This is a genomic window from Novosphingobium sp. SG707, assembly GCF_012275515.1.
Classification (GTDB): domain Bacteria; phylum Pseudomonadota; class Alphaproteobacteria; order Sphingomonadales; family Sphingomonadaceae; genus Novosphingobium.
The window spans coordinates 372,106-384,807 of the sequence record NZ_JAAZQL010000002.1 but is presented as its reverse complement, the minus strand read 5'-3'; the positions used below and the strand labels follow the sequence as shown (position 1 = coordinate 384,807).

11 protein-coding genes and 1 tRNA gene are annotated in these 12,702 nt (G+C 62.4%); 5 read left to right on the top strand and 7 right to left on the bottom strand.

The features are described from left to right. Positions 1-90: 90 nt before the first annotated feature. Positions 91-1,485 carry an MFS transporter gene (locus tag FHW92_RS06550; RefSeq protein ID WP_168602455.1) on the bottom strand — a complete coding sequence of 465 codons (1,395 nt, stop codon included), beginning with the start codon at positions 1,483-1,485 and terminating at the stop codon, positions 91-93. A gap of 255 nt (positions 1,486-1,740) precedes the next feature. On the opposite strand from FHW92_RS06550, the gene FHW92_RS06545 reads away from it, so the two are divergent. Beyond that, a complete protein-coding gene (locus tag FHW92_RS06545) occupies positions 1,741-2,754 on the top strand; it encodes a TauD/TfdA family dioxygenase (RefSeq protein WP_168602454.1) in 1,014 nt (337 codons plus the stop codon). A 40-nt stretch (positions 2,755-2,794) separates the two neighbouring features. Beyond that, the gene (locus tag FHW92_RS06540; protein ID WP_168602453.1) at positions 2,795-3,709 is read left to right on the top strand and encodes a fumarylacetoacetate hydrolase family protein; all 915 of its coding nucleotides are present in this window, start codon (positions 2,795-2,797) and stop codon (positions 3,707-3,709) included. A 262-nt stretch (positions 3,710-3,971) separates the two neighbouring features. Here FHW92_RS06540 and FHW92_RS06535 read toward each other — a convergent pair whose 3' ends face one another. The 5 genes from FHW92_RS06535 to FHW92_RS06510 all read right to left on the bottom strand — a co-directional run bounded on the left by FHW92_RS06535 (position 3,972) and on the right by FHW92_RS06510 (position 8,480). After that, on the bottom strand, positions 3,972-4,676 hold the full coding sequence (locus FHW92_RS06535; protein ID WP_168602452.1) for an SDR family oxidoreductase: 705 nt from the start codon (positions 4,674-4,676) through the stop codon (positions 3,972-3,974). Then, positions 4,673-5,548 (bottom strand): TauD/TfdA family dioxygenase, encoded by an 876-nt coding sequence (locus FHW92_RS06530; RefSeq protein ID WP_168602451.1) that lies wholly within the window; start codon positions 5,546-5,548, stop codon positions 4,673-4,675. The genes FHW92_RS06535 and FHW92_RS06530 overlap by 4 nt, the downstream gene beginning before the upstream one ends. Positions 5,549-5,660: 112 nt before the next feature. Next, positions 5,661-6,584, bottom strand: a complete 924-nt coding sequence (locus FHW92_RS06525; protein WP_216662323.1) for a LysR family transcriptional regulator — start codon at positions 6,582-6,584, stop codon at positions 5,661-5,663. Positions 6,585-6,776: 192 nt separating this feature from the next. Continuing rightward, a complete protein-coding gene (hpaD, locus tag FHW92_RS06520; protein ID WP_168602449.1) occupies positions 6,777-7,628 on the bottom strand; it encodes a 3,4-dihydroxyphenylacetate 2,3-dioxygenase in 852 nt (283 codons plus the stop codon). A 762-nt stretch (positions 7,629-8,390) separates the two neighbouring features. Next, positions 8,391-8,480: transfer RNA gene (locus tag FHW92_RS06510), tRNA-Ser, on the bottom strand. Positions 8,481-8,634: 154 nt separating this feature from the next. Here FHW92_RS06510 and hspQ point away from each other — a divergent pair. Then, the gene (gene hspQ, locus FHW92_RS06505; protein ID WP_168602447.1) at positions 8,635-9,015 is read left to right on the top strand and encodes a heat shock protein HspQ; all 381 of its coding nucleotides are present in this window, start codon (positions 8,635-8,637) and stop codon (positions 9,013-9,015) included. Between the two features lie 80 nt (positions 9,016-9,095). Here hspQ and FHW92_RS06500 read toward each other — a convergent pair whose 3' ends face one another. Next, entirely contained in the window at positions 9,096-9,989 is an 894-nt protein-coding gene (locus tag FHW92_RS06500; RefSeq protein ID WP_168602446.1) for an ABC transporter permease, read from the bottom strand. Positions 9,990-10,100: 111 nt separating this feature from the next. Here FHW92_RS06500 and FHW92_RS06495 point away from each other — a divergent pair, with 111 nt between their 5' ends. Next, entirely contained in the window at positions 10,101-10,802 is a 702-nt protein-coding gene (locus tag FHW92_RS06495; protein ID WP_168602445.1) for a GcrA family cell cycle regulator, read from the top strand. A gap of 107 nt (positions 10,803-10,909) precedes the next feature. Then, positions 10,910-12,661: a hypothetical protein gene (locus FHW92_RS06490; protein WP_168602444.1), complete on the top strand. Its 1,752-nt coding sequence runs from the start codon at positions 10,910-10,912 to the stop codon at positions 12,659-12,661. Positions 12,662-12,702 lie beyond the last annotated feature (41 nt).

The window sequence follows — 12,702 nt, the reverse complement described above, 5'->3', positions numbered from 1 at the left end:
CAAACGGCGTAAATCCCCGGCTTGCCCCCATCTGCCGGGCAAGCAGCCGATGCATGGGCACCGGCATCGGCAATTCCAATGCGCTCCATCTCACTTGTTTCCTTCGAGTACGTCGTCCCACATGCGCTGGCCGCTGCGATCGGGGATCCAGCGCCAGTAAATCGCGCCGCCCAAGGCCAACACCGCGATGGGCCACAGGATGCCGCCCATGCCGCTGGGCGTCAGGCTGGACAGCAACAGGGCGGCGCCGGGCGAAAAGCCGCCAATCACCCCGCCGACGGAAAAGGCCAGCGCCACCGATGTCGCGCGGCGCCGGGCGGGAAAGGCCTCGGTCATGGCGGCAAAGCCGGGGCCCACAATCATCGCGCCGGGCAATTGCATCGCACAGGCCCAGAACCACAGATCGATCCGTCCGGCGCGCGCGGCATCAACCAGCATGACATAGATCGGATAAAACAGGACCACGCCCGCCAGCATGCCGCAGATCTGAACCCGGCGGCGGCCCAGCCGATCCGACAGAGCCCCGAAACAGACCGTGGCCAGCGAGCCGAACAGGCTGCCAAAGGCAACCACCAGAGTGGCATAACCGGTATCCACATGGGCCAGCGTCTGGAGCGAATAGAGCGTGAACATCGACCCGGTCAGCCCTGCGGTGATTTGCGGCGTGCAGATGCCAAAGGCCACCGCCATGCAATCACCCAACGCCTGTTTGTTGGTCAGCACGTCGCGCAGGGGCGACTTGGCCACGCCCATCTTCGCCTTGAGGTGAAGGAAGATCGGCGATTCTTTAAGCTGGGACCGCACGAACAACGCGAAAACCAGCATTACCGCCGCAAACAGGAAGGGAATGCGCCAAGCATAGTCATTGAAAGCCTTCGGGCCGAAAACCCGCGAGGTGACGCTGACCGCGACCAGCGAGAGCAGCAGCGAAACGCTGGTCATGGCACCCAGCCAGCCGGTGTAGAAGCCGCGCCGAGCGTCCGGCGCATGTTCCACCACATAGGTTGAGGCCGCCGCATATTCCCCGCCGACCGCCAGCCCCTGAACAATGCGCAGGCCCAGAATGATCAGCGGCGCGGCCATGCCAATCGCCGCATAAGGCGGTACGACGCCCATGAGGATGGTGGCAAGGCTCATCAGGATCAGCGTCACCATGAAGGTGAACTTGCGCCCCACCGTGTCGGACAGGATGCCAAACAGCATGCCGCCCAAGGGCCGCACCAGAAAGGCCAGCCCCGTGGACCCCACCGCCAGAATGACGCCAGTTTTGGCATCCTGCGGCGGAAAGAAATGTACGCCGATCTGCACCGCCATCGAGGAATAGATGCCGAAATCGTAATATTCGATCACCGTGCCGATAGAGGCCCCGGCCACAACCTTAACAAGGGGGGGAGAGGCAGGCGCCACGGGATGCGCGCCATAGGGCGCTGCAGTGCCTTGCCGGTGGTCATCGCCGCCCGTTTCGCGAACCGATGTCACGTTCATTCCAGCTTCTCTCCCCAGACCCGGGCGGTTTGCCGCCGTGGTGCGCCATTTGCGTCGCTACCGACCTCGCATTTTCGGAAGGATCGACAAAATGCCAAAATGCGATAGCTGTATAAGCTGTGGCGATGGCCCTGGTGTCCGCCACAGCCCCCCGCCACATCGCCGCGTGCGATAGCCCCTTCGTCATCCGGTATTTCCCAGCCCTGCGTCCATGATGGCAGTCGGAAGCCATCAAAAATTGTGGGAGCAAGCCAGATGGCCGACGAAATGCTGTGCACTCCGATCACCGGGCGTGCATTGTGGGGGCCCGGGGACTTCAAGGGAGACGGGTGGATCTGGAGGATTACACCCGAAGAGGCTGACGAAATCGAGCAAGCCTTGCGCGCCGTTCAAAAACTGGGCCTTGGCGTGGGCCAATTCAGTCGTGAGCAGTTCACCCTCCCCCTTTTCAGCGTCAAGCTGGCCGCGATCCGCAAGGAACTGATCGAAGGCATCCGCTTTGCGCTGGTCCGCAAGCTACCGGTCGAGCGTTTCAGCGTGGCCGAGCTGGAAATCATCTATTGGGGCCTTGGCCTTTATCTGGGCACGGGCATCGGGCAGAACGCGGCGGGCGCCCTGCTTTCGCATGTCACTTTTCATGGCCTTGACGCGTCGACCGGGCGCGTGCGCGGTTATCAGGACCGGCGCCATCAGGAACCGCACAATGACCTGGCCGATGTCGTCGGCCTGCTCTGCGTGCGCAAGGCAAAGTCGGGCGGCGCCAGTTCCATCGTCAACATCCCGGCGGTCTATAACGAGCTGTTGGCGACGCGCCCCGACCTGCTGCCGGTGTTTTACCGCGGCTTTCACCTCGACTATCGCGGCGAAGGCGATGATCCCAACGCTACGACCAGCTATCGCGTGCCCAACTTTGGCGTGGCCGATGGCAAGCTTTGCGTCTTCTTCGGGCGGCGCGGGATCGAGGCGGCGATGCGCAAGCGCGGCGAAACACCCACCGCGCTGGAGGCCGAAGCCATCGACCTGTTGCAAACCTTGCTGGAAAAGCCGGAATACCGCGTCGATATGGAGCTGGAAACCGGCGACATGCAATTCGTCAACAATTACGCGGTGATGCATGCGCGCACCGCCTATGAGGATTACGATGATCCATCGCTGTGGCGGCTGATGCTCCGGCTGTGGCTCAATCTCGACGATATGGTGCTGCCCGAACGTCTGGGCCGCTTTACGCGCGCAGGCTTTGCCGACGTGGCCGTATCCGGCGCCGGATAAAGCCTCCCCTCCCCCACAAACCAGAACCAAGGTGAATGCGATGCGGATCGTTCGATTTGGTGCGCCCGGCGAGGAAGTGCCGGGCCTGTTGCTCGATGCCGGCATCGTGGCGCTGGCCCCGCTGATCGGGGGACGGGATGTGGAGGCCATTTTGCCCGATTGGGCCGATGTTGCCGCCGAAATCCCGGCCTTTTGTCAGACCGCCACGGCTATGCCGCTGGCCGGGCAAAGGCTGGGGGCGCCGCTGGGGCGCCCGCCCAAGATCATAGGGGTGGGCGCCAACTATCGCTCTGCCGCTGGAGAGGCCCCGCGTGGTCCCATCGACCCCATCCTGTTCTTCAAACCGGCGTCCAGCCTTGTCGGCCCGGCAGATCCCGTCATCTTGCCCTATGAGGCAGGCGTGGTGGTCGCCGAAACGGAGCTGGCCGTGGTGATCGGCCGCAAAGGCCACCGCATTGCCCCCGAACAGGCGATGGACCATGTCTTTGGCTATACCATCGCCAATGACATCACCGCGCCCGAAGTCATGCTCGGCGACAGCAGCCAAAGCCCGCTGTTTTTCCAGCAGGGGCGCGGCAAGGGCTTTCCCAGCTTTTGTCCGCTGGGGCCGTGGATCGTGCCCGCCAGCCACCTCCCCGATCCCAACGGGCTGCACATCACGCAGGAGATTGACGGCACCGTTGAACTGGCCGGGCCGACCACGCTGATGATCCATTCGATCGCCATGCTGGTCTCGGAGGCCAGCCATGCTTTCGGGCTGGAGCCGGGGGACATCATCCTGTCCGGCTCGCCCCGCCCCGCGCCTGGCGCCGGGCGCCGCCCCCTGGCAGGTGGTTCTTTGCTGGTCAGCCGCATTGATGGTATCGGCAGCATAGCCAACCCCATCATCGCCGAGGAGGACCGTTGGCCGGGCCAACCGCTTCGGCGTTGGGGCGCCAAAGCGGTCGGGTATTAGGCCGTATACCCATAAACTACGCCTTCGAGGTTTGAGGCCAACCGGCCCAGTGCAAGGAGGCGAGGTGAGGGAATATGTCGATATTTCGAGCCGAGCCGACGCCGCAATGGGCCGGTTGGGTCAAATCGCGGAGCGACGCCAAAATGGCTTCGATCTCGAACAAAAGCGTCCTTGGAAAGGCAACCAGCCTTCCCTGCGGCCGCTTCCGCCCGATCTCTTCGCCATTTTGGCGCCTCGAAGGCGTGGTTTATGGGTATACGGCCTAGAATGCGAAACGGTGGAAGCCGCCATCGACAGCGATAACTTCGCCGGTGATGTAACGGGCACGCGGACTGGCCAGAAAGGCCACCAGCGCGCCCACATCGGCAGGATCGCCATAATGGCCCGCAGGAATGGCGGACACCGGCACGGGCGCAGGCCCCTGCTCGCTGACGATAAAGCCCAAAGCGATGGTGTTCACGGTCACCCCGTCCGCCGCTACCATGTGGCTCAGGCTCTTGCCATAGACCGTGCTGGCCGCGTTGAAGACCGAGGCGGCGTTGACCACCTGCTGCACCTCGAAGCCGCCGCCGATCATGAAGATGCGCCCGTATTTCTGCGCCCGCATATGCGGCAGGCAGGCCTCGATCAATTGGCGTCGCCCGATGCCGCGGATCTGGTAACTCGCCTGCCAGTCCTCCTCCGACCCGCCGATGCCCAGCGGCGCCGAGGCACCGGCACAATTGACGAGAATATCGACCGCCCCCGCCGCCTCGGCCAGCGCTTTGGCTGTATCGGGCCGGGTCAGATCGATGGCGACGGTCTGCGCCCCGCCCAGTTCAGCCGCCGCGCGCTCCAACGCATCGGCGCGGCGCCCTGCCAACACCAGTTCCACACCTTCTTCGGCCAGCGCCCTGGCGATGCCCAGCCCGACCCCCGCCGACCCGCCCGTCACCAGCGCGCGGCGCCCTTCCAGACCCAGTTTCATCTGTCTTCCACCAAGGTGCGCACCAGTTGGCGCGGCTGATCATTCTCACGGTAACGACATGCGCGGTGCAGGGTCGAGCGGTTGTCCCAGATGACAAGATCACCCGGCGTCCAGCGGTGACGATAGCGATAGCGCGGATCGCACGCATGTTCGCGCAGCGCCGCGATCAACGCCCGCCCTTCCGGCATCGGCATCCCCTCGATATGGGAGAGGTGCGAACCGATGTTCAAAACCTGACGGCCGGAACCGGGGTGCGTTTCGATGATCGGGCGCGGTTGATCGGGCAGTTCGCTGAAGAACCCGCCCTGATCGGGCCGCGTGGCGCCCAGATGGTCCATGATGGTGCGCGGGCTGTGAATGCCGATCAGCCCTTCGGCCTCCTCGCGCAGCGCCTGAGGCAGCTCTTCGCACGCCGTTGCCATATCGGCGAATTCGGTATCGCCGCCATCCCGCGGCACCAGGATCGCCTGAAGGAAGGTGTATCGGGCGCGCACCGGGCGGAACGTGCTGTCGGCATGCCAAAACTGGTTCGCATATTGGAAAATCCGGCGCATGTCGGTGGCGCCAAGAATGGTCGCGCCATCCACCAGATTGGAAATTTCCGACACGCGCTGGTCGGTGTATTTCATGTCCTCGCGCAGCTTGCGATATTTCGGATTGCCTTCATCGGAGTTTTCCAGCGGCCCCAATTGCTCGCTGAAGGCGATCTGCTCATCAGGCGTCATTTTCTGACCGGCCAGCACCACCACCCCGAAGCGGTCGAGCGCCGCAAGGATGGTCTGGATTGTGCCGGCATCGCATGGTGGTGACAGCGCAATCCCTTCGGCTTTCCCCGCAAATGTCCTGCCCACCTGCTCAAAGGTGATCGACATGTCTGATCTCTCCGCATGTGAATTCTTGTTGGTGTGAACTCCTTCACACATAGGTCGGCGCAGTTCTAATCCTGTATGGTGATGGGGGTATGCGCGAAATCTATGGCATGCTTCAGCCCGCGATCCGCACATGCCGCCAGGCCGTGCGCATCAGCTCCTCCGTCAGCATCTGTTTGAGTTCGCGGGCCAGCACCCGGGCCGCAAGAGTGCGCGGGCGATCATTGGCAGAACACAGGGCCAGATCACGGCGCAGCGGCAAGTCGCGCAGACGTTTCAGGCATACGCGCCCACTGGCAATGTCGCTTTCAACGAAGCTGGCGGGCAGGATGCAGGCCCCAAACGAGCCCGCAATAAGATCGCGAATGGCCTCGCCGTCGATTTCGGCCTGAATGTTGAGATGGATGCCGCGATGGCGCAGATATTCGAGCAGATAACGCCCGCTGGCAAAAGACCGCGCCGTGGGAAAGACAAAGGGCAGACCGGACAATTGTTCGGGCGCGATCACATCTTCAGGCGGCAGGCCGGGCAAGTCGGGGCTGGCGACAAGGAAGAGTTCCTCGGTCAGCAGGAGATCGATGTCCAGGCTGCCAATTTCCTTGTCATGCACCAACAGCCCCAGATCGAGCAATCCATCGCACAGCGCCCGATACAGATCGCCGCTTTGGCCTGCCACAAACGAGAGCCTGACATTGGGATAGGCCTCGCGCACCCGCCTGGCCAGCGCGGGGCCGATCATGCGCGTCAGACTGTTGACGCAACCCACCCTTACCTCGCCGACCGGATTGTCTTCGGCGGAGTGGACCTGATCGATCACCTTGGCCATATCATGCAGAACACGCTGCGCCGCCTGATACAGCAAAAGCCCCTGCTCGGTCGCCCGTATCCCCGTATGTCCGCGATGCAGCAGAGGCACACGCATGGCAAATTCAAGATTGGCAATGCGCTTCGACAGTGCCGGTTGCGCGATGTTGCACAGGCGCGATGCCTTGGAAATACTGCCCGCGTCGACGACGGCCACGAAGTAACGCAACTGCATCAAATCGATATTTGCATTAACCTCAGTTATGTCCGCCATCCTCCCCCCAATCTCACACCGCGAAGGTCGAGCATGACCGAGCCGCCAGCCATGCCTGCCGTTATTTATTGTTGATACTTAACAATATCATCTTTTGCAAAGATATGCAAAATAAACAGGACGGCCCCGCGATGGAAACCACTGATCAGGGCATCAGGCCGCGAGCGGGAACTGGGCAATCACCTGCCCGGTGCCCGAAGCAATGAAATAGGGGACGATCACCTCGGCGCAACCTTGATAGGCATCCCAGCCGAGCGTCCCCATCAGCATCGCCGTATCATGCATCCAACCCTCGCCGCTGCAAGCGCGCGCATAGGTCGGCAGCATCCCCGCAAACTCCTTCCAGCGCCCCTGCGTCCACAGATCAAGCGCGCGCAGATCGCACTGGCGGTTGAATTCGTCACTGATCTCATAGGGGTGATCGAGCACGACCGCATTGTCGTGAATGCGATGCGACAGCGAACCACTGGCCAGCACCGCCACCTTGCGATCCGAAGCCTCGATGGCGGCGCGCAAGGCGGCCCCGACCTTCCGGCTCTCGTCGATGGACGCCCAGGCCAGCCAGCCCGACATGGAGACGACCTTCAATCTGTCGCCGGTATTCATAAAGTGCAAAGGCACAAGCGTGCCATATTCAAGCCCCATCGCCTTGTTTTCATGCGCAAAGGTCGGCACCCCGGCGGCCGAGGCGGCAGCCGCGATGGCATGGCCCAGTTCAGGATCACCGGGCGCGTGATATTCCAGATCCTTCAACTGAGTCGGAAACTCACTGCTCGAATAGACGCCATCAAAGTGTGACGCACAGTTGACATGATAGCCCGCATTGCTGAGCCAGTGCGTATCAAGCACAATCAGCGTTTCCGCCCCCGCATCGAGAATCCGGCGCCCAACCTCGCGCAACCCCTCGACGGCGTCGTCGCGACACCCATGCAGCGGGCCGGGCTGCTCCGACAGGATCATGCGCGGGATGTGAGTGATCTTGGCCGCGTAAACAATTTTGCCCATCTTAAGCTCCTCCACAAAGTGAAGGCGTGATGGCATATTGTGCAGTCAATGTTTTTAATATGGATCAAAAGTTAGATTATTTTTATAATTCCCCGGCCGTCAAGAGATCGACACCGCATAGCAACCTCCATTGCCATATCAGGGCCTGCGATCGGGCTGAACTGGTAGCCGAGGTTGTCGTCCCAAGCTTACCATTTGTCAAAACGGTCAAGTCCAACAGCCGAAGCTCAGATTACGGCCGGAACGCATTCCGTGGGACCTGGCGCCTGACTATCCAACGCTCCAAATAGAAGACTTTCGGCAGGACAACACTATCTCAATGGTGAAGATAGTGAGTGGCCGCCCCCTTTATGAACATCCTGATCGAGGAAGGGTCCCTGCCATCATCGAGTTGTGCACGTGTCTCGTCGCGCTTGCCCCGCGCTGCGACGAGGCTGACCGCCGGGTAACTCCCGAAGGCCATCGTTTTCCGCACGCCATCGAAGGCGTAATTCCACTTCCAGAGTTTGGAGCCGTTCGGCCTCACCAGAGGGTAAAGCCGATGTCTGTCGGTAAGCTTGCAGGCCTTGTCGCGCGGATTTTTGCGTCGCTCAACATAGTCATCGCCGAACCACGTTTTCCAAACGCCGAGACCACGAATCGAACCCACGCCATGAGTGGAGGCGTATGGACCGTTATGGTCGCCTCAGGCCGTTAAGTGTCGATTTTTAAGAAAAAACGTCAATCCGAGTGGACTGTTGCGCACCCCTCTGGAGGGGTAAGTGGCGGAGAGGCAGGGATTCGAACCCTGGATACCCTCACGAGTATGCCGCATTTCGAGTGCGGTGCATTCGACCACTCTGCCACCTCTCCGCAGAGGTTTTGGATGAAACCGCAAGGGCTTCGTCCCGGTCGGGAGCCGCCCTCTAGCCAACGAATCATACCTTGCCAAGCCCTAATTTCACATGGCTGTGGATTTTCTGATGCGCGCCTTGTTTTGCGCTGCAACAGGCCTATATTTCCCATCATGGACAGAACGAGTTTCTTCTCTCCCCAGGCCGGACGTCGGATTGACGTACCTCGCGCCGCACAGGCCCGCTTTGCGATCGGCGATGTTGTACGCCACCGCGACCATGATTTTCGCGGTGTGGTGTTCGATGTCGATCCTGTGTTCGCCAACAGCGAGGAATGGTACGAATCCATTCCGCAAGAGCTACGCCCCGACCGCGACCAGCCCTACTACCACCTCTTTGCCGAGAGCGAGGAGGACAGCTATATCGCCTATGTCAGCCAACAGAACCTGATCCGCGACACAGGCGGCGATCCGGTCGAACACCCTGCCCTGCCGCAGGTGTTCGAGCCGTTTGACGGGGCCCGCTACAGGCTGCGCGCCGGGTTGAGCCACTGAGGTCAGACCCGCCACGGAAACAAAAAACCCGCCGAGGATCGCCCCGGCGGGTTTTTTGTCGCCCGGCTTGGCCGAAAGGATCAACCCTTGAGCTTCCACCCCGATTTCAGCACCAGATAGGTCACCACGCCGATCACGGCATTGAGCGCCGCCAGACCCAGCGCGCCATGCAGTACCGCCTGATTGGTCGCGCCAATGTCGCTTTGCCCCAGAAAGCCGAAGCGGAAGCCGGAAATCACATAGAAGAAGGGGTTGACCCGGCTGACCGACTGAAACGCGGGGGCCAGGTTGTCGATAACGTAAAACGTGCCCGAGAGCAGCGCCAAGGGCTGCACCACGAAATTGGTCACGGCGGCGTTATGATCGAACTTCTCCGCCCAGACCGACGAGAGCAGCCCGATCAGCGAGAGCAGCATCGTGCCCATCAACCCGAACCAAACCACCGCCCAGGGATGCGCCACACTCAGCGTCACCCCCGGCCACAGCAGCATCGCCCCCGCCAGCGCCAGCCCGACCAGAATGCCGCGCGTCATCGCCCCGGCGATCATCCCGGCCATCAATTCAGCCGCCGTCAGGGGCGGCGTCAGGAAGTCGACGATGGTCCCCTGGATCTTGCCCGCAAGGAAGCTGAACGAGGCATTCTGGAACGCATTGTTCATCATGCCCATCATGATCAGGCCCGGCGCGACGAAGGTGGCAAAGTTCACCCCCAGCACGATCCGCCCCCCGCGCCCCATCGCCACGGTAAAAATCACCAGAAACAGCAGAGTCGTCACCGCCGGTGCCCAGATGGTCTGGGTCTGCACCTTGATGAAGCGGCGCACCTCCTTCATGTAGAGAGTCCACAGCCCAAGGCGGTTAATGCCATGGATCAGCGGCTCTCCCTGCACAGGAAATTGCCTTAAACGGGGGCGAACCGGCGAATCATCGGTGATAGCGGCGGTCTGGGCGGCATTGCGGGGTTGATCGGCCATGCTTGCCCGACTATCGGGTAGCGCGCGGGCTGGCAAGACTTGCACCGCGCTTTCAATCACCCCACATTAGGGCGAGCGGAAGATTTCAGGACAAAAGGCAGCAAGGCACGCATGAGCTGGACCGAAGAACGCATCGACAAACTGACCCGCATGTGGGAAGGCGGCGCCACCGCCAGCCAGATCGCTGAGGAATTGGGCGGCGTGTCGCGCAATGCCGTGATCGGCAAGGCGCACCGTCTCGGGCTCAAGGCCCGCCCCAGCCCGGTCAAGTCGAATGATCGCCACGAGGAAGCCGCGCCCGCCCCGGTTCAGGCCGCGCCGCCGCCGCCCCGCCCCGCCCCTGTCGAAGCGCCCGCGCCCCGCGCTGCGGCGCCCGCTCCGCGCCCGGCGCCTGCCGCCCCTGTGGCACCGCCGCCCGCGCCTGTCGCTGCTGCGCCTGCCGCGCCTTCGGGCGATGCTCCGGCCGCTCCGCCTGCCCCGCGCATCGTCTCGGTCGGCCCCGGCGGTTTTCTGCGTCAGGGTCCGGGTGAGCAGCAGGCCCCCATTCCCCCCGCCCCGCCGCGCCGCCTCGTGCCCGCCAAGCCCAGCGCCGATATTGCCGACAAGACCAGCCTGCTGGATCTGAACGACCGTATCTGCCGCTGGCCGATGGGCCATCCGGGCGAACCGGATTTCCATTTCTGCGGCGAGAAGGTGAACCCCGGTTTCCCCTATTGCGTCGAACATTGCGGCCGCGCCTATCAGGCGCAATTGCCGCGCGGCCATCGCCGCCCCCCGCCGCCGCTGCCTTTTGGCAATCCGCGCGTGCGATAAGTTCCTGTTGAGCAGCCAGGGCGCGCAAGTGGCATGATCGGCCACTTGCGCGCCCTGTTGCATTTGGCCACATCCAAACCGCAATTTTTGGGGCGCGCACCGTTTTCATGACCCTTGATCACACCAGACTGTTTCCCAATCTGCGCCGTGTGGTGGTGGCAGGATTGCTGATCGCGCTGGTCGCGGGGATGTTTCTGCCGATCTATTCCGACGAAATCGGCTGGCGGCTTCAGGAACGCGCCTGGCTCGATGGGCTGGACAAGCTCTATTCGGAAAATTGCGGGCCCAACACGCTGGCCGTACCGCCCTTTTTCATGTGGCCGGTGCGATGGTATTCGGCCTTTTTCAACACGCGCTTTCCCGATCCGCTGTTCGTGCGCGTTTCGGGCGTGGGCTATGCGATTGTGTTCATCATCATGGTGCTGCGTCTGGTCAAACAGATCGGGCGCAGTTCGGATGAACGCCATTCGCTGGCCATCATCGCCTCGGCTCTGATGGGGCTGGGCGTGATGCCGCTGCTTCTGGTGTGGAGCCGCCCGGAACAGCCGATCTTTCTGGCCGCCACGGCCGCCGTGCTGATCGCCAGCGCGGGCTGGCGCTCGCCGGGCAATCTGTTCGCGCCGTTCAACGGCATCGCCTATACCAACGCCACCGCCAGTCCCGGCACGGCATGGCGCCGCTCGCTGACCATTCTGGCGCTGGCGCTCATCGCCATGTCCTATCACTTCAAAGCGGTGCTGGTGGTGCCTGCATTTGCCGCCTGCATCATCTTTGCCAGTCGCGGGCGGCGGGCGCTGTTTGCGCGGGGGGTGGCCATTGTGCTGCTGCTGCTGGCCACGGGCAGCGCGGCGAAATATTGGATCAACCGCGTGGAATGCCCCGCCGATCCCGTCATCGCCAAGATGCATGCCCGCAACAACCTTGCCGGACAGCTCGACATTGGCGCGATCGGCAAGACGCAGCTGGTCCTCAAGGTTCTGCAGAACTACAAGCTCTCCGCCTATATCGACAAGGCTGCGCCCTCGGTCAGCCCACGCTCGATGTGGCTGCCCGTGGGCATGGTCAGCGATGACGAAATGAGTGGCTGGCGCGGGGGCATGACGATCATCTGGGCCACCGCCCTGCTGGCCGCGATCATTAGCTTTGTGGGCGGTGTACGCAATATGTGGCGAGAGAAGGTCATCCCGCCCGAGCCGGTGATCGCGCTGATGCTGCTGGGCGCGGTGTCGATCTGGTGCGTCAGCCAGTATGACCGCAACCCTTACGAATCCAGCTTTGTCCTGCCGCTGCTGATGCTGGCGATCATTCTGGCCATGGCCAGCCCCCATCGCTGGGAGGGCCTGCGCCGTTGGACCAGCACGCTGGCGCTGGCGATCGGGCCGCTGATGCTGCTGTCGATTGTGCTGGTGTCGGGCCTGTACGGCCCGCGCCTGATCGATGATGCCCAGCGACGTGACTGGTTGCCCTCGCATCCCTGGTCGGTGCCGGTTTTCGGCTATCACGCCTCGTATAAGGATATCATGGGCGCGGCCCGGCAATGCAACCTGCCCATGCCCCGTGAGGCGCGGCATCTGCTGCTCGATGATGTCACCTATTTCGCCTATATGCAGAGCCGGATGCCCGATCACGAACTGGCCGTGCTGCCCCCGCATTTCCGCGGCTCGATCAATGATCCGGTGGCCTATCTGGCCGCGCAGAACAGCGATGGCATCCTGATGCGCTGCAAACGGCTGCCGCCTTTTCTGCAAAACATCGCCCATCGCAGCGGCAATTATTGCTGCGTCACCCCCGCCGACTGGTCGAAACTGCCCCCCGGCGCCACGGTGTTTCAGGACAATCCCCCGCCCGCCAAGCCTTAATCTGCGAACTGCGTAAAAATCCGGTGCAAAGCGGCAACAGG

What these genes read in the sequence shown, in the direction of transcription:
- FHW92_RS06545 (WP_168602454.1), top strand. Translation starts at nt 1,741, where the DNA reads ATGGCCGACGAAATGCTGTGCACTCCGATCACCGGGCGTGCATTGTGG.
- FHW92_RS06550 (WP_168602455.1), bottom strand. Translation starts at nt 1,485, where the DNA reads ATGAACGTGACATCGGTTCGCGAAACGGGCGGCGATGACCACCGGCAA.
- FHW92_RS06495 (WP_168602445.1), top strand. Translation starts at nt 10,101, where the DNA reads ATGAGCTGGACCGAAGAACGCATCGACAAACTGACCCGCATGTGGGAA.
- FHW92_RS06490 (WP_168602444.1), top strand. Translation starts at nt 10,910, where the DNA reads ATGACCCTTGATCACACCAGACTGTTTCCCAATCTGCGCCGTGTGGTG.
- FHW92_RS06535 (WP_168602452.1), bottom strand. Translation starts at nt 4,676, where the DNA reads ATGAAACTGGGTCTGGAAGGGCGCCGCGCGCTGGTGACGGGCGGGTCG.
- FHW92_RS06530 (WP_168602451.1), bottom strand. Translation starts at nt 5,548, where the DNA reads ATGTCGATCACCTTTGAGCAGGTGGGCAGGACATTTGCGGGGAAAGCC.
- FHW92_RS06500 (WP_168602446.1), bottom strand. Translation starts at nt 9,989, where the DNA reads ATGGCCGATCAACCCCGCAATGCCGCCCAGACCGCCGCTATCACCGAT.
- hspQ (WP_168602447.1), top strand. Translation starts at nt 8,635, where the DNA reads ATGGACAGAACGAGTTTCTTCTCTCCCCAGGCCGGACGTCGGATTGAC.
- FHW92_RS06540 (WP_168602453.1), top strand. Translation starts at nt 2,795, where the DNA reads ATGCGGATCGTTCGATTTGGTGCGCCCGGCGAGGAAGTGCCGGGCCTG.
- FHW92_RS06525 (WP_216662323.1), bottom strand. Translation starts at nt 6,584, where the DNA reads ATGCAGTTGCGTTACTTCGTGGCCGTCGTCGACGCGGGCAGTATTTCC.
- hpaD (WP_168602449.1), bottom strand. Translation starts at nt 7,628, where the DNA reads ATGGGCAAAATTGTTTACGCGGCCAAGATCACTCACATCCCGCGCATG.